This window comes from Corynebacterium sp. BF-R-2 (genome assembly GCF_024586525.1).
GTDB classification, from domain to species: Bacteria; Actinomycetota; Actinomycetes; order Mycobacteriales; family Mycobacteriaceae; genus Corynebacterium; species Corynebacterium singulare.
This window is the reverse complement of sequence record NZ_JAMFTP010000008.1, coordinates 24,230-46,241: the sequence shown is the minus strand read 5'-3', so window position 1 is coordinate 46,241 and position 22,012 is coordinate 24,230. Positions and strand designations below refer to the sequence as shown.

The 22,012-nt window shown below is 61.4% G+C and carries 20 protein-coding genes; 12 read left to right on the top strand and 8 right to left on the bottom strand.

What is annotated here, in order from left to right:
• Positions 1–2: 2 nt before the first annotated feature.
• Positions 3–683: a metal-dependent transcriptional regulator gene (locus M5J09_RS06830; protein WP_042531996.1), complete on the bottom strand. Its 681-nt coding sequence runs from the start codon at positions 681–683 to the stop codon at positions 3–5.
• A gap of 138 nt (positions 684–821) precedes the next feature.
• Here M5J09_RS06830 and M5J09_RS06825 point away from each other — a divergent pair, with 138 nt between their 5' ends.
• Entirely contained in the window at positions 822–1,421 is a 600-nt protein-coding gene (locus M5J09_RS06825; protein WP_042531994.1) for an ATP-dependent Clp protease proteolytic subunit, read from the top strand.
• 21 nt (positions 1,422–1,442) lie between these two features.
• Positions 1,443–2,066 (top strand): ATP-dependent Clp protease proteolytic subunit, encoded by a 624-nt coding sequence (locus tag M5J09_RS06820; protein WP_257157374.1) that lies wholly within the window; start codon positions 1,443–1,445, stop codon positions 2,064–2,066.
• Positions 2,067–2,130: 64 nt separating this feature from the next.
• On the opposite strand, the gene fabG is transcribed toward M5J09_RS06820, so the two are convergent.
• Complete coding sequence (gene fabG / locus M5J09_RS06815) at positions 2,131–2,901, bottom strand: 3-oxoacyl-ACP reductase FabG (RefSeq protein ID WP_257157373.1); 771 nt, start codon at positions 2,899–2,901, stop codon at positions 2,131–2,133.
• A 42-nt stretch (positions 2,902–2,943) separates the two neighbouring features.
• Complete coding sequence (locus M5J09_RS06810; RefSeq protein WP_257157372.1) at positions 2,944–4,248, bottom strand: MFS transporter; 1,305 nt, start codon at positions 4,246–4,248, stop codon at positions 2,944–2,946.
• Between the two features lie 214 nt (positions 4,249–4,462).
• Here M5J09_RS06810 and clpX point away from each other — a divergent pair, with 214 nt between their 5' ends.
• A complete protein-coding gene (clpX, locus tag M5J09_RS06805) occupies positions 4,463–5,758 on the top strand; it encodes an ATP-dependent Clp protease ATP-binding subunit ClpX (RefSeq protein ID WP_042531987.1) in 1,296 nt (431 codons plus the stop codon).
• 246 nt (positions 5,759–6,004) lie between these two features.
• Here the strand turns inward: clpX and M5J09_RS06800 are convergent, their stop codons facing one another.
• Positions 6,005–6,757, bottom strand: coding sequence for a TetR/AcrR family transcriptional regulator (locus M5J09_RS06800; protein WP_070538244.1), 753 nt, complete (start codon positions 6,755–6,757; stop codon positions 6,005–6,007).
• Between the two features lie 192 nt (positions 6,758–6,949).
• Here M5J09_RS06800 and M5J09_RS06795 point away from each other — a divergent pair, with 192 nt between their 5' ends.
• Complete coding sequence (locus tag M5J09_RS06795; RefSeq protein ID WP_257157371.1) at positions 6,950–7,912, top strand: malate dehydrogenase; 963 nt, start codon at positions 6,950–6,952, stop codon at positions 7,910–7,912.
• On the opposite strand, the gene panC is transcribed toward M5J09_RS06795, so the two are convergent.
• Complete coding sequence (gene panC, locus M5J09_RS06790; RefSeq protein WP_257157370.1) at positions 7,909–8,730, bottom strand: pantoate--beta-alanine ligase; 822 nt, start codon at positions 8,728–8,730, stop codon at positions 7,909–7,911. The two genes, M5J09_RS06795 and panC, sit on opposite strands and share 4 nt — an antisense overlap.
• A gap of 11 nt (positions 8,731–8,741) precedes the next feature.
• Positions 8,742–9,551, bottom strand: coding sequence for a 3-methyl-2-oxobutanoate hydroxymethyltransferase (gene panB, locus M5J09_RS06785; RefSeq protein ID WP_257157369.1), 810 nt, complete (start codon positions 9,549–9,551; stop codon positions 8,742–8,744).
• Positions 9,552–9,608: 57 nt separating this feature from the next.
• Between panB and M5J09_RS06780 the strand changes: the two genes are divergently transcribed.
• The 6 genes from M5J09_RS06780 to ndk are packed head-to-tail and all read left to right on the top strand — an operon-like array spanning position 9,609 to position 15,991.
• Positions 9,609–12,347, top strand: a complete 2,739-nt coding sequence (locus tag M5J09_RS06780) for a valine--tRNA ligase (protein ID WP_257157368.1) — start codon at positions 9,609–9,611, stop codon at positions 12,345–12,347.
• On the top strand, positions 12,347–13,876 hold the full coding sequence (locus tag M5J09_RS06775) for a folylpolyglutamate synthase/dihydrofolate synthase family protein (protein ID WP_308937011.1): 1,530 nt from the start codon (positions 12,347–12,349) through the stop codon (positions 13,874–13,876). The genes M5J09_RS06780 and M5J09_RS06775 overlap by 1 nt, the downstream gene beginning before the upstream one ends.
• On the top strand, positions 13,873–14,319 hold the full coding sequence (locus tag M5J09_RS06770) for a DUF4233 domain-containing protein (protein WP_144790982.1): 447 nt from the start codon (positions 13,873–13,875) through the stop codon (positions 14,317–14,319). Before M5J09_RS06775 ends, M5J09_RS06770 begins: the two co-directional genes overlap by 4 nt.
• Before the next feature lie 50 nt (positions 14,320–14,369).
• Positions 14,370–15,215 (top strand): alpha/beta hydrolase, encoded by an 846-nt coding sequence (locus tag M5J09_RS06765; RefSeq protein ID WP_257157367.1) that lies wholly within the window; start codon positions 14,370–14,372, stop codon positions 15,213–15,215.
• Positions 15,216–15,220: 5 nt separating this feature from the next.
• A complete protein-coding gene (locus M5J09_RS06760; RefSeq protein ID WP_042531971.1) occupies positions 15,221–15,532 on the top strand; it encodes a hypothetical protein in 312 nt (103 codons plus the stop codon).
• A 48-nt stretch (positions 15,533–15,580) separates the two neighbouring features.
• Entirely contained in the window at positions 15,581–15,991 is a 411-nt protein-coding gene (gene ndk / locus M5J09_RS06755; protein WP_039676402.1) for a nucleoside-diphosphate kinase, read from the top strand.
• Positions 15,992–16,110: 119 nt separating this feature from the next.
• Here the strand turns inward: ndk and M5J09_RS06750 are convergent, their stop codons facing one another.
• Entirely contained in the window at positions 16,111–16,461 is a 351-nt protein-coding gene (locus tag M5J09_RS06750; RefSeq protein ID WP_070538260.1) for a metalloregulator ArsR/SmtB family transcription factor, read from the bottom strand.
• A gap of 112 nt (positions 16,462–16,573) precedes the next feature.
• Between M5J09_RS06750 and arsB the strand changes: the two genes are divergently transcribed.
• Positions 16,574–17,638: an ACR3 family arsenite efflux transporter gene (arsB, locus tag M5J09_RS06745; protein ID WP_257157366.1), complete on the top strand. Its 1,065-nt coding sequence runs from the start codon at positions 16,574–16,576 to the stop codon at positions 17,636–17,638.
• Here the strand turns inward: arsB and M5J09_RS06740 are convergent.
• On the bottom strand, positions 17,635–18,438 hold the full coding sequence (locus tag M5J09_RS06740; protein ID WP_257157365.1) for a hypothetical protein: 804 nt from the start codon (positions 18,436–18,438) through the stop codon (positions 17,635–17,637). The genes arsB and M5J09_RS06740 overlap by 4 nt on opposite strands.
• A 162-nt stretch (positions 18,439–18,600) precedes the next feature.
• On the opposite strand from M5J09_RS06740, the gene M5J09_RS06735 reads away from it, so the two are divergent.
• Positions 18,601–21,816 (top strand): translation initiation factor IF-2 N-terminal domain-containing protein, encoded by a 3,216-nt coding sequence (locus M5J09_RS06735; protein WP_257157364.1) that lies wholly within the window; start codon positions 18,601–18,603, stop codon positions 21,814–21,816.
• Positions 21,817–22,012: the final 196 nt, after the last annotated feature.

Below are 22,012 nucleotides of genomic sequence, written 5' to 3'. Positions count from 1 at the left end.
GTCTAAAGGTTGTGGTGTGCTACAAACACTGCGTCGGTAGCTGGGCGTCCAAGTACTACCCACTGAGTGCTGCCGGCCACCTGTATTTCGAGAGAATCTGAAAAGGGCGCTCCCTCGCGCGTGCTAAGAACAGCCCCAGTGACAATGCCGCGCTCTTCAAGGAACTTCAGCAGTTGTGGGTCGGAATCAGAAATGCGTTCCACGGTCACCTGCGATTGTGCACCGCTGTCGGTGAGGCGATGCGCACTGGGGATTGTGATCTGTCCGTCAACCGTAGGGATAGGATCGCCGTGCGGATCCCTAGTGGGGTAATCAAGGAACTTATCCACACGTTCTATGAGCATGTCAGACACCGCGTGTTCGAGATTTTCGGCTTCATCATGGACTTCGTCCCAGGTGTAGCCCAATGCTTGAACCAAAAAAGACTCAAGCAATCGGTGACGGCGCACCATGACCAATGCGTACTGCCTGCCAAGTTCGGTTAACTCCACAGAGCCATAGGGCGTGTGTGACACGAGCCCTTGCTTCGCCATTTTGCGCACTGCATCGGAAACCGAGGAGAGCTTGAGTCCCAGCTGTTTCGCTATAAGTGTGGCGGTAACGGGCTCGGATGACCATTCCTTTAGCCCCCAGATAGCTTTCAAATAGTTCTGGGTACTGGTGGACAGCTCAGAAACAGACATGAGTAAATGTTAACCCAGCTTCCGTATGTGCCTTTGGCGCTGTGCCCCAACGCTCATAGCGAACAGAGGCCAAGTTTGAGAGGAATGCCGGTAAGGTGGGGCCAGTTAAAGCATTCTTCACTTGAAGGAGAACCACTAATGTCTGAGAAGATTTCAATGAACTCGTCGTCTACGGGTATGAATCTGAGCGATAGCGTGTACGAGCGGCTGTTGCGCGAGCGCATTATCTTCCTGGGAACCCAGGTCGATGATGAGATTGCGAACAAGCTTTGCGCCCAGATCCTCCTGCTGTCTGCCGAGGACCCCACTCGCGACATTTCGCTTTATATCAATTCGCCGGGTGGCTCTGTCACTGCGGGCATGGCCATCTACGACACGATGAAGTACTCGCCGTGCGATGTGGCTACGTATGGCATGGGCCTGGCTGCCTCCATGGGTCAGTTCCTTCTCTCCGGCGGCACCAAGGGCAAGCGCTACGCTCTGCCGCACGCGCGCATCATGATGCACCAGCCTTCCGCTGGTGTCGGTGGTACCGCAGCTGACATCGCCATCCAGGCTGAGCAGTTCGCGCAGACCAAGCGTGAGATGGCTGAGCTCATCGCTGAGCACACCGGCCAGACCTTCGAGCAGATCACCAAGGACTCTGACCGTGACCGCTGGTTCACCGCCCAGCAGGCCAAGGAGTATGGAATCGTCGACCACGTCATCGAGTCCGTCAACGGTCCTATCAGCAACTAGGGAACAAGGAGCCTTATTACAATGTCTAACCTTCAGATGCCTTCTTCCCGCTACGTTCTGCCGGAGTTTATTGAGCAGAACGCGCAGGGATCCAAGACCACCAACCCGTACTCCAAGCTGTTTGAGGAGCGCATCATCTTCCTGGGCACCCAGGTCGATGACACCTCCGCCAACGACATCATGGCGCAGCTGCTGGTTCTGGAGTCTCAGGACCCGGACCGCGATATCACGATGTACATTAATTCCCCGGGTGGTTCTTTCACCGCCCTGATGGCCATCTATGACACCATGCGCTACGTTCGCCCGGACGTGCAGACCGTGTGCCTGGGCCAGGCGGCCTCGGCTGCCGCAGTGTTGCTGGCCGCTGGTGCTCCGGGCAAGCGTGCTGCCCTTCCGAACTCCCGCGTGCTGATTCACCAGCCGCGCACCCAGGGCACCCAAGGCCAGGTCTCGGACCTTGAGATCGAGGCTAACGAGATCGAGCGTATGCGCCGTCTCATGGAGCAGACCTTGGCTGAGCACACCGGCAAGACCGCAGAGCAGGTCCGCATCGATACCGACCGTGACAAGATCCTCACCGCCCAGGAGGCAGTGGAGTATGGTCTCATCGATACCGTCTTTGATTACCGCAAGCTCAACGCCTAATTGCCAGCGCTAAGCCCCGCCTTCCGGAGGATTCCGGGGGCGGGGCTTCGTCGTGCGGGGAGGCTTAGTCCTCGTAGGGCGGCAGGATAGCCTCGGGGGATTCGGGGAGGATTTGGCCGCCGTCGATGATGAGCGTTTGACCAGTGATGTAGCCAGCTTCGCGGGAGGCGAGGAAGGCTGCGGCGTTACCGATGTCACGCGGGGAGCCCAGACGGTGCATGGGGACCGAGCGCGACATCTGGTCGAGGTACTCCTGGCCTTGGTCCTCAAGGCCTTCGGTGAGGATATTGCCGGGTAGCACTCCGTTGATGGTGATGCCATCGCGGGCAACTTCTAATGCCGCGGAGCGCATGAAGCCCTGCTGCGCGGCCTTGGAAGCGCCGTAGTGTGCCCAGCCGGGGTAGCCGGTGTGGGAGCCGGTAATGGAGGTCGTGATGACGATGCGCCCGTATCCTGCCTTCTTCATGTACGGCAGCGCCTCTTGCACCACGGTGAAGGTGCCGTGCGTGTTGATGGCAAACATGGCATCCCACTGTTCATCCGTCATATCCTCGAGCGGGCAGTTGGGGAAGACGCCGGCGTTGGAGCAGACGATGTCGATGTGGCCATATCGCTTGACGACGTCCCGGTAGAGGGTGCGGATGGAGTCGCGCGAGGTGACGTCGGCAAGCAGGGCGTCCGCACCCAAGTCCTCGGCAGTTTTCTGTGCGGCCTCGAGGTTGAGGTCCGCGATGACAACGGTGGCGCCCGCCTCACGCAGCGCGCTGACAATCCCCCGGCCAATGCCGGCCGCGCCGCCGGTGACGATGGCTACCTGATCCTGAAGGTCAAACATGGTGCTGCTCCTATGAGGTGGCTACGGAATCTACCTCCCAGTCTAGGCAGCGACAGGCTGGGGTGCAGTTGCTGTAGCGGAGGCCGTGTAAGCGCGCACGCCGATGAGCGAGACGGCCGCTAGGAGCGCTGTGACGCCGGCCAGGGTGTACAGCCCGGTTGGGGTCCAGCCGCTTTCGAGCAGGTAGCCGGCCAGGATGGGCGCGAGGGTAGCACCCACACGGGCGATGCCGATGGCAGCACCGGTTCCAGTGGTGCGCAGCGCCGAAGGATAAGCCTCCGGGGCGACAGTGTAGAGGCCGGAAATGCAGGCATTCAGGGTAAGGCCAACCCCCACGCCGAGGGCAAACATGAGGGAAGGAGCGGAGGAGGAATAAATGAATCCCACGAGTACGCCGGAGGAGACGACGCAGAAAGCGATGAGGAGGGGACGGGCGTCGATGCGCGTGGTGAAAAGGCCATAGATAACGGCGCCGATGGCACCGCCGAAGGAGAGCATGATGCCGCCCAGGATGCCCTGCTGTGCGGTGAGGCCCTCAGCTGTGAGCAGCTTCGGGGTCCACTGCGAGGTGAAATTGAACGCAAACATGATAAGACTAAACGCCAGCCACAGCTTGATGGACGTGCGGAGGAACTGCGGCGACACCAGCTCCTTGTAGGAAGTCGTGTGCTCAGTGCGTGGGCGCACGCTGACGTCGCCCTGCAGACCGAGGGCAGCGGCGATGCTGCGGACTTTGTCCATGCGGCCGCGAGCGGCGAGGAAATCAGCGGATTCCGGAACCGCAGCGATGGTGAGAACCAGCGCAAGGACAGTGAGCGCTGCACCGACCCAGAAGATGGGTTGCCAGGTGTCGAAGGAGGAAGCGATAACACCGCAGAAGGAAGCACCCAGTCCATAGCCGGAGGCATAAATAGCCACGGCGAGGCCGCGGAATCGATTGTTGGAGTATTCGCTCACCAACACGGTGACGCAGACGAGTACGCCGCCGACGCCAATACCGGTGATGAGGCGGAAAAGGATGAGCAGGCCAAAGGTAGGCGCGAGGGCGGTGAGGACGAGACCTGCGAGATCAATGATGAGGGAGACGGTGATGAGCTTGGTGCGGCCAAGGCGGTCAGCAAGCGGAGCGAGAAACAGGGAGCCCAGGCCGATGCCGATGAGTGTGGAGGAGAGAAGCCAGCCCAGCGCGGAATCAGACAGCGCAAAGTCTTGCGCGACAGACCCTGCGCCGAAGGCCATCGCCACCATGTCGTAGCCGTCGAGGGCATTGAGGTAGAGCGCGATGGCAATGATGAACCATTGGCGTGCGCTCATGGGGGAGTGGTCAATAAGTTCGCGGATGTCCATGTAAAACTTTCTGGTGTTGGGGAATCCCGAAGTAAGTTAATGAACCGCTCTGTCTATGTCTATTAACTGGTGCTTTAAATTCAATGGCGCGCCGTCTCGCTGGGAATGACGCCGGGGTCCGAGTGGTTTACTAGAGTGGAACAAAGGCTGCGGGGAGGATGGAGTAGAATCGCCACCCGCACACACCCCAGAGAAAAAGAGTTGAAAGGCCTTCATGGCACGTATGCAAGAAAGCGCTGACCTGCTCAAGTGTTCCTTCTGCGGAAAGAGCCAGAAGCAAGTGAAGAAGCTTATCGCCGGCGGCGGCGTCTACATTTGTGACGAATGCATCGAGCTCTGTAACGAGATTATTGAGGAAGAGCTCGGTGCAGCTCAGGCCGAGGCGGATAGTGAGAAGGAGATGCGCCTGCCGCGTCCCTCAGAAATTTCTGCCTTCCTGGACAAGTACGTCATTGGTCAGGATCAGGCCAAGCGAGTGCTGTCCGTGGCGGTGTACAACCACTACAAGCGCATCAAGGCGGAGGAAGCTGCGGGCTTAGACAGTCGCCGTAAGAAGGCGCAGGATGAAGACGTCGAGATTGCCAAGTCCAACATCCTCATGCTGGGCCCCACAGGATCCGGTAAGACCTACCTGGCGCAGACCCTGGCACGGCTTCTCGATGTCCCCTTCGCCATCGCCGATGCCACGAGCCTGACCGAGGCCGGCTATGTCGGCGAGGATGTTGAGAACATTCTGCTCAAGCTGCTGCAAGCTGCAGACTTTGATGTGGAGCGTGCACAGCACGGCATCATTTACGTCGATGAGGTGGACAAGATTTCCCGCAAGTCGGAGAATCCATCTATCACGCGCGACGTATCCGGTGAGGGCGTGCAGCAGGCTCTTCTGAAGATCCTGGAGGGCACCGTAGCGGCCATCCCGCCGCAGGGCGGCCGTAAGCATCCGAACCAGGAGTTTATTCAGCTGGATACCTCCAACATTCTGTTCATCGTTGCTGGCGCCTTCGCTGGTTTGGACAAGGTGATTTCAGAGCGCGTGGGTAAGAAGGGCGTGGGCTTTGGGGCCAAGCTGGAAACCAAGGATGAGAAGGAGTCCGTGGACTTCTTCTCCCAGGTGCGCCCGGAAGATTTGGTCAAGTTTGGTCTCATCCCAGAGTTCATCGGCCGCCTTCCCGTGGTGGCCACGGTGGATAACCTGGACCGCGAGTCCCTGGTCAAAGTACTCGTGGAGCCCAAGAATTCCCTGGTCAAGCAGTACCAGCGCCTGTTCAGCATGGATGGCGCGGACCTGCACTTCGAGGACGAGGCGTTGGAGGCCATCGCCGAGCTTGCGCTGGAGCGCAAGACCGGTGCGCGTGGCCTGCGCGCCATCATGGAGGAGCTGCTGGTTCCGGTCATGTATGACTTGCCTGACCGCGAGGATATCTCCAGCGTTCACATCACCGAGGCTTGTGTGAAGGGCGAGGGAGAGCCGGAGTTCGTCTACTCGGATGAGGCGAAGGAATCCGCTTAGGCGCTCATCTGCCACAGGGCATCTTCTACAAGGCATCTTCAGTTGTGAAGATGCCTTTTATCCTCTCTAGAGGGCGTTTTCACGCCTGAAAGTGCCCTTTGGCGGATTCCATCTAAGTGATGCCGAACCCCTTAGCGTAAAGAGACCAGAGTAGTAGGGCTCTATGTGCGCAAGGTTGGGTGGCTGCCTGGTGTTTTAGGACAAGCTGAGCGCAGAGGATCTCTTTACTGTGGTCCTGATGGGGTGCTAGTCCTCATAAAGCCCAGCGGAGACGTTGAGGTTATCGTCCGCCTCGGTTGAGTAGATGTCCTGCGGGGTGGCCTCGGTACCGACTTCGGCCTCGGTCTGTGTGAGATAGGACTGGTGGCCCGAGTCGGGGATGTTGGCGGTGAGAAAGGCCAAGACAGCGTCGACCGCCATGCGGTGCATGCCCTCGGTGTTGGTGGGGCTTTGCATGTCGATGTCCAGCAGGTTGTTCATCATCGAGTGATTGGTCACACGATACATCGTCAACGCCGCAATCAACGTGAAGATGTCATTGGCGGTAATCCCCGGGCGGAAGGCGCCTGAATCCTGACCCAAGAGGAGGAGTTTGTCCAGGTGGAGGGAAATCTCAGAGACATCAATAACCGCCTGCGAGGAATCCAGCACACTATGTGAGGACTCCATGGTCATCATTTTGATGGCTTCGGGGTTCGCTACGTGTTGGGTAAACATCCATTCCACGAGCGTGCGTACGCCTTCCACGGGGACTGCAGAGTCAACGGCGAGGCTGCCCTCCGGCGGGTTGAGGCGCTTGGCAGCGGCGGCGAGGGCCTGCTGGTAGAGGCCCTTCTTGTCGCCGAAGTGGTAGTGGATCATGCGCTTGGACATGCCAGACAGCTTCGATACGGACTCTAGCTTGGTCTCGGCAAAGCCGTGCTCCGAAAACTCCGCGATCGCAACATCGATAACGCGCTCGACAGAGCCGGAGTTGACCGATGAGGTTTCAGTGGTCATGAAAGTCCCGTCCTTGTGCGCATAGGAAATGGTGGCTGGTTATGCCCGCTCTCTACCACTATGCCGAAAAACTATGTAGGCGGAGCTCAAGTACAGAGATCTTGGGTATTTCGGGGGTGAAATCACACCCCATGGGGAAGGCAAACGGGACTAGGGTGGGAAGGTGAGTACCCCGTCGAAAGGATGTCACACATGACTGCATCGCAACCCGTGAAGATCACCGTAACCGGCGCCGCCGGCAACATCGCTTACTCGCTGCTGTGGCGTATCGCCGCTGGTGATGTCTACGGCAAGGACACCCCAGTGGAGCTGGCCCTGCTGGAGATCCCGCAGGCCATCGGCGCGGCTGAGGGCGTGGCCATGGAGCTCAATGACTCCGCCTTCCCGCTGGTGCGCGGCATCACCGTCACCGATGATCCGAACGTGGCCTTCAAGGACACTAAGGCTGCCTTCCTCGTCGGCTCCCGCCCGCGCAGCAAGGGCATGGAGCGCGCTGACCTCCTGGAGGCCAATGGCGCCATCTTCACTGTGCAGGGCAAGGCGATTAATGACGTTGCCGCGCGCGATGTCCGCGTCCTCGTCGTGGGCAACCCAGCCAACACCAACGCCTACATCGCTGCCCAGAGCGCTCCGGACCTGGACCCGAGCCAGTTCACCGCACTCATGCGTCTGGACCACAACCGCACGCAGAGCCAGGTTTCCCTCAAGACCGGCACGCCCACCGCGGAGCTCACTAAGGTGGCTGTGTGGGGCAACCACTCCGCCTCCCAGTTCCCGGATCTGACCTTCTCCAACGCTGAGGTGGATGAGGACTGGTACAAGGAAGAGATGATTCCGAAGGTGGCCAAGCGCGGCGCCGAGATCATCGCAGTGCGCGGCAAGTCTTCGGCAGCTTCCGCCGCGTCTGCCGCGGTGGACCACATGCACGATTGGATCCACGGCACCGAAGATTGGCGTACGGCGGCCGTCGTCTCCGATGGCTCCTATGGCGTGGATGAGGGCCTCGTCGCCGGATTCCCCACGGTGGCTCGTGATGGCAAGTGGGAAATCGTCCAGGGGCTTGAGCTCAATGACTTCCAGAAGGAACGCATCGAGGCCTCCGTGCAGGAGCTGCGTGAGGAGCGCGAAGCTGTCGCGCACCTGCTCAAGGACTAAGCGTCTAGCACGAGATTATCGATGAGCCGCACCGGCCCCACCTGCGCTGCCACCAGCGCCAGGGCGGGCCGGTGCTGTTCATTCACGGGTTCCAGTGTGGCGGGGTCCACCACGGTGAGGTAGTCCACGGTGACGCCGGGGGAGGAGGCGAGCTGGGCGCGCGCAGCCTCCAGCGAGGTGCCATCTCGCAGCGCGAAGAGTGACTGTGACAATGCGACGGCTTGTTCGCGCTCAGTAGAGCTCAGGCGGGCATTGCGGCTGGACTCGGCCACGCCGTCTGCTGCACGGACGATCGGGGCACTGACGATGTCCACCGGAAGATCGAGATCGGAGACCATGCGGCGCAGGATCGCCACCTGTTGGGCATCTTTCTGGCCAAAATAGGCGCGGTCGGGGCGCACCAGATTAAAAAGCTTGGTGACCACCGTGGCCACGCCATCGAAGTGGCCCGGCCGTGAGGCACCTTCGAGGACCGAGCCCATCTCACCCGTGCGTACCCATACGCGGGGAGTTCCGTCGGGATACATCTCCTCCACGCTGGGAGCAAAGACGGCATCGGCACCTAGGGATTCGAGGAAGGCGGCATCGGCGTCCAGATCACGCGGATAGGCGCGGTAGTCCTCGCAGTCACCGAGGTCAGTGAACTGCAGCGGGTTGACAAAGACGGAACAGACGACGTGGTCGTTCTCCTCGCGGGCGCGACGCACCAGGGAACCATGGCCCTCGTGGAGGGCGCCCATCGTGGGAACAAAGCCTATGGAACCGGTTAATGGTGCGCGGAAGTCCCGCAGTTCAGCTTTCGTACGAAGAATTTTCATAACTATAAAGCCTAGTCCTCGAAGGATTCCTCGGCGTTAGGGAAGGAGCGGGCGCTGACATCGGCTACATACTCCTTCGCGCCGCTGAGCAGCGCGCCACGCAGGTCTGCGTAGCGGCGCACAAAGCGCGGAGCCTTAGGTCCACCCAGGCCGAAAGCATCGGTCCACACAAGGATTTGGCCATCGGTCTGCGCCCCGGCACCAATGCCGATGGTGGGGATGGGAAGCTCCTTGGTGACCTCCTCCGCCAGGGCGGCGGGGACCATCTCGAGAACGACGGCGAACGCGCCGGCATCGGCAAGCGCGCGGGCATCAGCCGAAAGCTTCTCGGCGCCCGAACCGCGGCCCTGGACCACGAACCCGCCCAGTGCGTGGACTTGCTGGGGCGTGAAACCGATGTGGGCGCAGACGGGAATGCCGGCGTCGACAAGCGCGGCGATAATCGGAGCGCGCTCCGCACCGCCCTCCAACTTCACGGCCTGCGCGCCGGTCTCCTTCATCACGCGCACCGCCGACTCCAGCGCCTGCGCGGGCCCCGCCTCATAAGTGCCGAAGGGAAGGTCTACCACCACAAACGCGCGGGAGGTGGCCGTGACCACCGCGCGGGCCAGCGGAATGATCTCATCGAGGGTCAACGACAACGTGGTCTCCCGGCCCAGCACAACGTTGGCCAGGGAATCGCCCACGAGCAGGAGATCTATGCCGGCTTCATCAAAAATCCCGGCGGTCATGCAGTCATAACTGGTCATGCAGGCAAAGGCCTGGGACTCTTCCTTGGCGCGGGCAAAATGGCGAGTTCGAAGACGTGAAATGTGCGACATGTCTTTACTCTAGCCAGGGGTCGGGTGCCAGTTGACGCACAGGGTAGAGTTGGCCAGGTGACTGATCAGAATAAAGAGCAACTCGTTGGCACCAACCGCGCGGACCAGCTTCCCAAGTCCTGGGAGCCGCAGGCAGTAGAGAAGGACCTCTACGAAGGCTGGGTAAGCGCTGGTTATTTCACCCCGGACGCGTCCTCAGAGGCCGAGCCGTACTCCATCGTGCTGCCGCCGCCGAACGTCACCGGCCAGCTGCATATGGGGCACGCCCTGGACCACACTCTGATCGATTCCATCATTCGCCGCAAGCGCATGCAGGGCTATGCCACCTTGTGGCTGCCGGGCGCTGACCACGCCGGTATTGCCACCCAGACCAAGGTGGAGGCAAAGCTGCGTGAGGAAGAAGGTAAGAAGCGCTGGGATTATGAGCGTGAGGAATTCATCCAGAAGGTCTGGGAGTGGAAGGAGCAGTACGGCGGCACCATCCAGAACCAGATGCGTGCCATCGGTGATTCCGTGGACTGGTCCCGTGAGCGCTTCACGTTGGATGATGGCCTCTCCCGCGCCGTCCAGACCATCTTCAAGACCCTCTACGACGAAGGCATGATTTACCAGGCCAACCGCCTGGTGAACTGGTCCCCGGTGCTGGAGACCGCCGTGTCCGATATTGAGGTTGTCTACAAGGACGTCGAGGGCGAGCTCGTGTCCATTCGCTATGGCTCGCTTAACGACGATGAACCGCACCTCATCGTCGCCACCACCCGTGTGGAAACCATGTTGGGTGACGTGGCCATCGCCGTTCACCCGGATGACGAGCGCTACGCCGACCTCGTGGGCAAGGAACTGCCGCACCCCTTCCGCGATGACCTGAGCCTGAAGATCATTGCTGATGATTACGTCGATATGGAATTCGGTACCGGCGCGGTGAAGATCACCCCGGCGCATGACCCCAATGACTACGCCATGGGCCAGCGCCACAACTTGGACATGCCCACCATCATGGACACCACCGGCCACATCGCCAACACGGGCACGCAGTTCGATGGCCTGACGCGCGAGGAAGCCCGCGTTGAAATCCGCGAGGCGCTGCGCGAGCAGGGCCGCATTGTCAAGGAAATTCGCCCCTACGTCCACTCCGTGGGCCACTCGGAGCGCTCCGGCGAGCCGATTGAGCCGCGCTTGAGCCTGCAGTGGTTCGTGGACGTCAAGAAGATGGCGACGATGTCCGGCGATGCCGTCCGCGAGGGCGATACCACCATCCACCCGAAGGCACTGGAGCCGCGCTACTTCGAGTGGGTCGATGACATGCACGATTGGTGCATCTCCCGCCAGCTGTGGTGGGGCCACCGCATTCCTATCTGGTACGGCCCGGAGGGCGAGGACGGCCAGCGAGACATCATCTGCCTCGGCCCCGATGAGGAGGCCCCGGAGGGCTACGAGCAGGATCCGGACGTGCTGGACACGTGGTTCTCCTCGGCCCTGTGGCCCTTCTCCACCATGGGCTGGCCGGAGAAGACCGCCGACTTGGAGAAGTTCTTCCCCACGAACGTGCTGGTCACGGCCTATGACATCCTGTTCTTCTGGGTGGCACGCATGATGATGTTCGGTACCTTTGCCGGTGCTCACACCCCGGAGCTGCTGGGCGAAGGTAAGGACGGCCGCCCGCAGGTGCCGTTTAAGGACATTTACCTCCACGGCTTGGTCCGCGATGAGCAGGGCCGCAAGATGTCGAAGTCCCTGGGCAACGGCATTGATCCGATGGATTGGGTGCGCGATTATGGCGCGGACGCCCTGCGCTTCACCTTGGCGCGCGGCGCGAATCCGGGCGTGGACCTGCCGCTGGCCGTGGATGCTGCTGCCGCTGGCCGTAATTTCGCCACCAAGCTCTTCAACGCCACGAAGTTCGCGCTCATGAACGGCGCGGGCGTGGCGGAGCTTCCGGCACGCGAGGAGCTTTCCGACGCCGACCGCTGGATCCTCGACCGCGCCGAAGAAGTCCGCGTCAAGGTGGACGCCTACCTGGATGACTACCAGTTTGCCAAGGCCAACGAGCTGCTCTACCACTACGTGTGGGATGAGCTGTGTGACTGGTACCTGGAGATTGCTAAGACCCAGATCCCGCGTGACTTCGACGCTGCCACCGCCGAGGAGCAGGCCACCGGACGCACCACCCAAATCGTCCTGGGCCGCGTGCTCGACCTAGTGTTGCGCTTGCTGCACCCGACCATGCCGTTTGTCACCGAGGTTCTGTGGAAGGCGCTCACCGGTGGGGAGACCATCGTCACCGCCCAGTGGCCGACGCAGGAGCACACCAACGGTGGCGCGGAGAAGGATGAGGTGGCCGCGCGCCGCATCGAGGATGCCGATAAGCTCATCACCGAGCTGCGCCGCTTCCGCTCCGACCAGGGCGTGAAGCCTTCCCAGAAGGTCCCGGGCCGCCTCGACTTCGCAGCGGCTGACTTGCAGAACCAGGAGGAACTCATCCGCAACCTGGCCAACACCACCGAGCCGGGCGAGGACTTTACCGCCTCTGCCTCCATCGAGGTGCGCCTGTCCCAGGCCACCGTTGAGGTCACCCTCGATACCTCCGGTGCCGTGGACGTGGAAGCCGAGCGCAAGCGCCTGGAAAAGGATTTGGCCAAGGCTCAGAAGGAGCTGGATCAGACCGGTAAGAAGCTGGGCAACGAGGCATTCTTGTCCAAGGCCCCGGAAGCCGTGGTGGAGAAGATCCGCACCCGCCAGCAGGTGGCCCAGGAAGAGGTCGAGCGTATCACTGCACGTCTGGAGGGACTCAAGTAGTGGCGGAGGAGAACAACCGCGAGGAGTACGAAATTGTCGATGCCCTCGCGGAGGGCACCGACGGCGGGCCGGTCGAAATCACGGACTCCGGCCTGACCCTTAACCTCGGCGGCGAGGGCGACTACGCGGAGGCTGCCCCGGAGCAAGCCTCCCCAGAGGAACTCGCCGAGTTAGCCCAGGTCACCGCGGAGCTCAACTCCCGCGCCCCGGAAACCATCATCGCGCCGAGCCTGGAGCGCATCGAGATGCTCATGGATCTCCTGGGCCACCCGGAGCGTTCTTTCCACGTCATCCAGGTGGCCGGCACCAACGGGAAGTCCTCGACCGCGCGCATGATCGATTCGCTTCTGCGCTCTTTCCACCGCCGCGTGGGCCTGGTCACCAGCCCACACCTGCAGTTGGTCACCGAGCGCATTGGCATTGACGGCCACCCCATCCACCCGCGCGATTTCGTGCGCATCTGGCGCGAGATCCAGCCTTACGTGGAGATGGTGGATTCCCGCTCGGACATTCCCATGTCCACCTTCGAGGTACTCGTGGGCATTTCCTATGCAGCGTTTGCTGATGCGCCTATCGACGTCGCCGTGGTCGAGGTCGGCCTCGGAGGCACGTGGGATGCCACCAACGTGGTTAACGCCGAAGTCGCTGTGGTGATGCCAGTAGGCCTGGATCACACTGACTACCTGGGCGGCACCATCACGGAGATTGCCGGTGAGAAGGCTGGCATCATCAAGGCTCGCGAGCATGACGCCGACGATGTCATCACCCCGGGCGAAAACATCGCCATTGTTGCTGAACAGGACCCCGAGGCCATGCGCGTTATCCTGCAGCGCACCGTGGACGTCGGCGCCGGTGTGGCCCGCGCCGGATCCGAATTCGCTGCGCTGGAATCCCGCATTGCGGTGGGTGGCCAGCAGCTCACCATCCAGGGCCTGGGTGGTCTCTATGAAGACATCTTCCTGCCGCTGCACGGCGAGCACCAGGCCAAGAACGCGGCCGTGGCGCTGGCGGCGGTGGAGGCGTTCTTCGGGGCGTCGTCAGGCAACCCCATCGACATCGCGTCCGTACGTACCGGCTTTGCCAAGGCTGTGTCACCGGGACGCCTAGAGCGCGTGCGCACCAGCCCGACAACCTTCCTCGATGCCTGCCACAACCCGCACGGCGCGAGGGCGCTAGCCGCAGCTCTCGACCGCGACTTCGACTTCGCGCGCCTCATTGGCGTGGTGTCCATCTTCACCGACAAGGATGCCGCCGGCATCCTCACCGCCTTAGAATCCGTGCTCACGGAGGTTGTCATCACACAGAACGCCTCGCCACGCGCCCGCGACGCCTATGAGCTGGCGGAGCTCGCTCGCGATATCTTCGGCGAGGAACGCGTCTATGTTGATCCCGATCTGCCTGGTGCCTATGCCCAAGCCGTGGAATTGGCTGAGGACGCCGACGTCCAGTCCGGTTCCGGAATCATCATCACCGGCTCGGTCGTCACCGCCGGCGATGCCCGCGCACTCTTTGGAAAGGAGCCCGCATGAGTTCCCGCAAGCCTATTCCCGAGGAGGAAATTGGCCCCCTCGGCCTTGGCCAAGCCCCCACGAAGGACCCGCTCAAGCAATTTGGAGGCATGGTCGTGGCCAGCTCCCTGACGTTGGAGCTGCTCACACTCGTCCTCGCTCTGCCCATGCTGTACAAGCTTTATGATGGCACCCTGTGGACCCCGTTCAACTACGGCGTGGTCATTGGTTTTATGGTGCTGTTGCTGGCGTCCTTCCCGTTCATGAACAAGCCGTGGATTGTCGGCGCACAGATTGTTCTTCACATCATCGGAATCGTGCTGGGCTTTATGATCCACTGGTCGGTAGCCACCATCTTCATCATCTTTGCCCTTCTCTGGGCGCTGGCAGCGTATATGCGCTCCGTCATCGTGGCCCGCATGGAGCGCGGCTACCTCACCACGCAGCACCTCAACGAGAAGTAGGGGACTAAGCGGTGTATATCCGGCCGGAACTGCGCGCGGGTGCGGCAGTCATGTCATTGTTCGATCCGACGAATCCGCTCATCCGCCGCGCCGGCCGCGTCGTCCCGGCGCTGTGGCCTGCGCCGTACATTCACGGTGTGCGCACCCGCCGCGTGAAGAACCGCGACATCCGAGCCACCATTTATGAGCCGGATAACCCCCGCGCCGTGGTGCTGTGGATTCATGGCGGCGGCCTGCTCATGGGTCATCCCCGCCAGGACGTGAAGCACCTCAAGGACACCGCCGCGCAGCTGGGCGTGACGGTGGTGGCACCGCACTATCGTTTCGCCCCGGAGCATCCGTACCCCGCTGCGCTTGACGACGTCCACTCGGCCCACCACTGGCTCCTTAACCATGCGGATGAGCTTGGGGTGCGCGCCGACCGCATCGTCATTGGCGGCCAAAGCGCTGGCGGCGGGCTTGCTGCGGCTCTGTGCCAGCGCCTTCTGGACGAGGGCGGAACCCAGCCGGTGGGGCAGTGGCTTTTCTGCCCCATGCTCGATGACCGCGCCGCGTCCGACGAGCGCAACGTCATCTGGGACGCAGATTCCAATGCGCTGGCCTGGCGCTACTACGTGCAGGATGACCCGACTGCGCCCTATGCCGTGCCTGGCCGCCGTGCGGACCTCACTGGATTGCCACCTGCCTGGCTCTACGCCGGGCACAGCGAGCTCTTTTATGGCGAGATCCTGGACTATGCTGAGCGCCTCGAGGCAGCTGGCGTGCCTACGCAGTGCGAGGTCGTCGAAGGTGGCGTTCACGCTTTTGAACTCTGGGCCCCGCACACAGCCGCAGCAAAGCGCCTGCTCATGAGCTCGCGTATGTGGCTAGACTCCACACTGAACGCGCTAGACTAGCGGGCATGCGCTACCTTCTCTACGGTCTCTCTGCACTTCTTTGTCTCGCCGCTGTCGTGGCCAAGATTGTCAATGGCGGCTATGCACTTCCGCTCGCTTTGCTCGTTCCCGCCTTCATTTTCCTTGTCGTGGGAATGCTTAAACACCAGAGTGAGCAGCGCCCAGTCCAGTTTGAGGACCTTGAGGGCTGGCACCGCGAGGAGCTCCAAGGCTTGCTCGATAACGGCCAGTTCGGCACCGCCGTGCGCCAGGTTCAGATGTGGTTCCGCGGCACCAGCCATGAGCGCGCCGAAGAAATCGTGCGACGCCTCACTTAATGGCCCTCTGCGCGGACGCGGGCACGGCTTACCTGTACTATGTGCCGTATGACTGAACGTACACTCATTCTCATCAAGCCGGACGGCGTGAAGAACGGCCACGTGGGCGAGATCATCTCCCGCATTGAGCGCAAGGGCCTGAAGCTCGTCGCCATGGATCTGCGCGTCGCCGACGAGGAGACCGCCAAGAAGCACTACGCCGAGCACGAGGACAAGCCGTTCTTCGGTGAGCTCGTTGACTTCATCACCTCCGCACCGCTGGTTGCTGGCATCGTCGAGGGCGAGTCCGCTATCGCCGCATGGCGCCAGCTTGCCGGTGGCACCCACCCAGTAGAGAAGGCCACCCCGGGCACCATCCGCGGTGACTTCGCTCTGACCGTCGGCGAGAACGTCGTCCACGGTTCCGACTCCCCGGAGTCCGCTGAGCGCGAGATCTCCATCTGGTTCCCGAACCTCTAAAGAAGTTCACCGCGTCTAGCGCGCACTAAAGCCCGAGCATTTGAACTGCTCGGGCTTTTGTCATTTCTGCTACTGAACCCCGACCTGTGTGCTTGAGCGCAGAACAGGTCAGGCGCCGGTTAGTCGAATGACAGCAGCGTGCGCAAGGCCGCAAAAGCGTCTTTGTGCACCTGGTGGGTGACGGTGCGGCCGCGTTGCTGTTTGGATAACAGGCCGGCCTCCCGCAGACGTGCTAAGTGGTGGGAGACCGTGGGCTGGCTCAGCGCAGTGAGCTCGGTGAGCTCCGTGACGCTCATTGGACCGCAGCCTTCCTCGCACAAAATGGACAGCAGACGAAGGCGGGCTGGGTCTGCGAGGACTTTGAATTGCTGCGAAAAATGCATCGCCTCGGCGTCGCTGAGTGGGCCCATGCTTAAGGAGCAGCACTCAGTGCCGGGCACACTGGTCTCGGGCGTGGAAGAGGAAGCCATGTGATCAGTATAGGAGCTATCTTCGCCCCCAGCGTCATATTGACGCCTATCAATATGTTCTGTACATTGAATGTTCGTATCACGTTCTATTCAAGCTAGAAGGAGGGAAGGCATGGCCGCTCCGCAGCGCCCGAAGTTGTCTTTTCTTGACCGATTTTTACCCGTGTGGATTATTCTGGCGATGGCCGCCGGACTGCTCATTGGCCACTTCATTCCCGGAATTGGCCAAGCCCTAGGGGCCGTTGAAGTGGACGGGATTTCCATCCCGATCGCCATTGGCCTCCTCGTCATGATGTATCCGCCCTTGGCCAAGGTCCGCTACGAGAAGACCAAGGAAATTGCCACGGATGGCCGCCTCATGGCGGTATCGCTTGTCCTCAACTGGCTGGTGGGGCCGGCGTTAATGTTTACCCTGGCGTGGCTGTTCTTGGCAGACCAGCCGGAGCTGCGTACCGGCCTCATCATTGTGGGCCTTGCGCGCTGTATTGCCATGGTGCTTGTGTGGTCGGACCTCTCGTGCGCTGACCGCGAAGCAACGGCTGTGCTTGTCGCCCTCAACTCCATCTTCCAGGTCGCCATGTTCGGTGTTCTGGGCTGGTTCTACCTTCGCGTCCTCCCCGGCTGGTTGGGACTGGATGTGACAAGTGTTGACTTTTCCTTCTGGGCCATTGTGAAGTCCGTGCTCGTCTTCTTGGGCATCCCGCTCCTGTTGGGTGTGCTGTCTCGCGTCTGGGGCGAAAAGGTAAAAGGACGGGAATGGTTTGAGAACCGCTTCCTCCCGGCCGTATCACCACTGGCCATGATTGGTCTGCTGTACACAATTGTGTTGCTATTTTCCCTGCAGGGCGAGCACATTGTGGAGCAGCCAGTAGCGGTAGTACGCGTGGCCGTGCCGCTGGTTATCTACTTCGTAGGCATGTTTGTATTGTCGCTGGGCGTGGCAAAGGCCGTTGGTATGAACTATGCGCAGTCTGCCAGCGTGGCGTTTACTGCAGCAGGAAATAACTTTGAACTTGCCATTGCAGTATCCATCGGCACCTTCGGAGCGATGTCTGCTCAAGCCCTTGCCGGAACGATTGGTCCCCTTGTTGAGATTCCAGTCCTCGTTGGTCTGGTCTATTTCATGCTGTGGATTGGTCCGAAACTCTTCCCGGGAGATGCCACTCTTCCGCGCTAGCGCGTGCGCGCGGCGTCGATGCTGCGCACGCCAGCTTCGGTCAGAGTGATGTTAAAGGTCCGCTCACCACTCCACTGGATGAGACCAGGCAGCTTCACCACGCCGGCCTTCTCGAGCTCGCGCAGTTCATCCTCGAGCCCCTCGTCGTAGCCGAGCAACTTACCCAGCGCCGGGATAGTCGTGGTATTGCCCGTGACGGCGCCGGCGGCTACGAGTCCGCTCAGCACCTCCGGGTGGGCCTGAACTGCTGCGACGCTTTCTTGGGTGACGCCCTCGAGGCTTTCTTGTTCGGTGATGGCCTTGATGCGGCGCCTGCCCACTCGGTAGGAGGTGGTACCGAAAGCGCGGCCGCCGATGATGAACGCGGGGATGGAGAGGGCAGTAAGCCCGGCGGCGCTCAGGATGGGGTTGAGCGAGATATCGCCGACAATCCCGGTGGACCTAATTCCCTCAACGATGAGAGGGGAGAAGAGAGCAAGGACGGGCAGAAAGTAGGCGAGAACGGGGTAATCGCCCGCCCGGTACTCTTCTTGCGCAGCTTGGACGAACTTCGGCTTGCTGCGAATGATGCGGATGGCGCCGTAGGCCATGGCGATCCACAGCACCGCATAGACCGGCACCGCGTAGGGGTAGGGGAAGTCAACAGCGCGAAGACCGGACGCGATGCCCGCCGGTACGGCAACGGTGATGATATCCCGCATCGCAATCTCGTTGCGGGCACGGGCCTGAGCCACCGTGCGCGGCGCAGATTCACGCCGTGCTGGGGTAGCGGGTGTGTTTCTATGTTCCAGCTCGGACATAGCGGCGATACTAACATGTGGCTTACACTGAAATCTGTGCCAGAATGGAAGGCACAGATACTCATATAACTGAATACTGAAGCAAAGAGTTTTATAAAGTCTCACCACCGTGTGGCGGCAACCTGCGCCCGGGGTGAGCAGACGTCGGGAGATTAGCCGTTCATGGCATCCAAGAAAAAAGAAGAAGTACGCAGTGAATCGACTCTGGCAGCAGCGGTAGCGGGGATTGACCGTGACGCACTTGCGCCCAAAACCCGCCTGTACGCCCTAGCTAAGCAACTGGGCGTGGCCTCCAAGGAGTTGGTGGCGCAGTTTGTGGATATGGGTATGAAGAAGTCGGCGCAGTCCTCCGCCTCACCAGAGGAGATTGGCCAACTCATCGAGTCCCTCGCCCCCACCACCCACACCAAGGCTGAGACTGTCACCGACGAAGTGGCCGCAGCCACAGAGGCATCGGCCGAGGAAAAGCCAGCGAAGACTGCCCCGAAGAAGCGGGCCAAGCGCGCGGCGAAGCGCGTTGCCAAGGCTGACAAGACGGAGAAAGCAGCGAAAGAAGCTGAGACCGCAAAGCCCCAGAAGGATAAGCCTCAAAAGGATAAGCCGCAGAAGCAGGAGCCCGCGAAGGAGGAGTTGTTCAGCCAGCCGGAGGACTCCGCGGATAACGTTGCGGAACAGCCACAACAGCTCGAGCAGCCCGAGCAGCTGAGCGAGGACGAGGAAAAGCTGCGCGAACGCGTGCGCAAGAACGTTGACAATGAAATCTCCCAGATCGTGGACAAGGTCGACGCTGAGATGCTGCACGAGGCACTCGCCGAATCCGGCGATGATTTCGACGAGGATGACCTCACCCCGCTGATTACGCCGATGCCGGAGGAGGAACCGGAGGTCTACGAGTACGCACCAGTCTTCATGGCGCCGAAGGCCGCCCCGACGCCGAAGCGTCAGAAGCCAGAGGTACTGGATAGCGCCGATGGTTCTGACGAAGACGCAGCATCGTCGCCGCAGCAGCGCGGTCGCCGCCGCGGCAGCCGCGGCACCTCACGTGGGCGCGGTGCTGAGGGCCGTGGGGCCGAGCTTATCGACGAACCCAAGGCCATCAAGGGCTCGACCCGCATCGAAGCCCAACGCCGCCGCCGCGCTGAGCTACGTGAGAAGGGCCGCGAGCGCCAGCACATCGTCTCCCAAGCTGAATTCCTGGCTCGCCGGGAATCGGTGGAGCGCACGATGGTGGTGCGCGATAAGCAGCGCACCGACGGTGCCGGAATCATCACCCAGGTCGGAGTCTTGGAAGATGACCTCCTTGTCGAGCACTTTGTCACGACCGAATCGCACCCCTCCCAGATTGGCAACATCTACCTGGGCCGCGTTCAGAACGTCTTGCCCTCGATGGAGGCTGCCTTTGTCGATATCGGACAGGGGCGAAATGGCGTGCTCTACGCGGGGGACGTCGACTGGCGCGCGCTCGGCATTGGTGGGCGCGGCCGCAAGATTGAGAACGCCCTGAAGTCGGGGGATCAGATTCTGGTCCAGGTGGCTAAGGATCCGATCGGCCACAAAGGTGCGCGCCTGACAACCCAGATTTCCCTGGCTGGTCGCTTCCTGGTCTATGTCCCGGGTGGGCGCAGCGCAGGTATTTCCCGTAAGCTTCCGGCACCGGAGCGCAAGCGCCTCAAAGGCATTCTGGAGCGCGTCATTCCGGGCGATGGCGGCGCCATTATCCGCACCGCCGCGGAAAACGTCCCGGAAGAGGACATTGCTACCGACGTCAACCGCCTGCACTCCCTGTGGGAGGACATCAGTGCTCGCGCCGCTCACGAAAAGGCCACCAAGGGTGCTAAGCCGGTGACGATGTATGAGGAGCCGGATCTGCTCATCAAAGTTGTGCGAGACCTTTTCAATGAGGACTTCAGCACGCTTGTTGTTGATGGCAAGCGCTCCTACAACACAGTGCGCGCCTACGTCGATTCCATGGCGCATGACCTGGCGGATCGCGTGGTGCGCTACGACTCCCGCGAACACGATGGAGAGGATGCCTTCAGCACCTACCGAATTGACGAACAGCTGCACAAGGCTCTCAGCCGCAAGGTGTGGCTGCCGTCCGGCGGCACGCTCATCATCGAGCGCACTGAGGCCATGACCGTCATCGACGTCAACACTGGTAAGTTCACAGGTTCCGGCGGCAACCTTGAGGAGACCGTTACCCGCAACAACCTCGAAGCAGCCGAAGAGATTGTGCGCCAGATGCGCCTGCGCGATATGGGCGGCATGATCGTCGTCGACTTCATCGACATGGTGCTGCCAGAAAACCAGGACCTCGTCCTGCGCCGCCTCAAGGAAGCCCTGGGCCGTGACCGCACCCGCCACCAGGTCTCCGAGGTGACCTCGCTAGGCCTAGTGCAGATGACCCGCAAGCGGGTGGGCACCGGCCTCATCGAAACTTTCTCAACTGAGTGTGAAGCCTGCAACGGTCGCGGAATCATCATCCATGAGTACCCGGTCGATGAGGAACCGGAGGAGGAGAACTCCAAGCCGCAGCGCCGCGGCCGCAAGGAGCGCCGTGCACCGCACCGCGATCCGAAGCAGCACCCGGCCGCCGTGCGGATGCATCGACATGATGATGACGAGGTAGAAAACACTGCCGTTCGCGACACAGACGACATCGAATCATTCGAGGGTGCGCGTGGCAGCAAGGACTCCGCACTCGAGGAGCTTGTGGCCAACGTGGTCGTCGTCGACTCAGACGACGACGCTGTCGACCACGTTGGCGGCGACGAGGTCGAAGCTGGCACACCGGACAGCGCGTCCATTGGCTATGCCGTGGCGGAGAGCATGACGCCGAAGAAGTCGAAGCGATCCCGCAAGCCGCGCCGGGCAACGCGCACGTCGCGTAAGTCCGAGGAGAAGGCTGATCGCTCCGCGTCCACACAGGACACGTCGCACGAAGAGCAGCCACAGCAGCGCTCGCGCAAGACTTACGAGGAAGCCGTCGAGGAATTCGAAAAGTCGCCACGCCGCAAGCGCCGCACGCGTGGTAACTCGCGCTCGGACGTGCGCCCGAAGCGCGAGGACTTCGACCAGGAGTCAGAGGCAACGACGAAGTCGGAGGCGCAGGCAAACAACACTGCCGCGGTCAAGGAATCTGAAAAGACTGACAGTGCGTCCGCGCGTAACACCCGCGGTCGCGGTCGTCGCCGCGCGGTGCGCCGCACGATGAGCGCCCAGCAGCCGACTATCGTGGCGGAGACTCCACAGTCCTCGGCGACCCAGAAGCGGGAGGAGACCCCCGCACGGAAGAAGGAGGCTGGGGCCAAGGGGGCGTCGGCAAGCCGCAGGGGTGGGCGTGGTAGGCGCCGTGTCACCCGCCGCAGCTCGCGCTAGAAAGGAGCGTTTTGCCTTTTCGGCACCTGACGGGGTAGTCTTTGACAGTCGCTGTTTAGACCATGAATGCGCTGGACGGGACGAATGCGGTTTTCGCGCGTCTCTCGCGGCTTGTGGTCTGAACGCAATTGTCCAATGTCCATTCGTCGGTGGCATCACCCAGCCGCTGACGAGCCGAGTTTAGATAAGGGGTAGC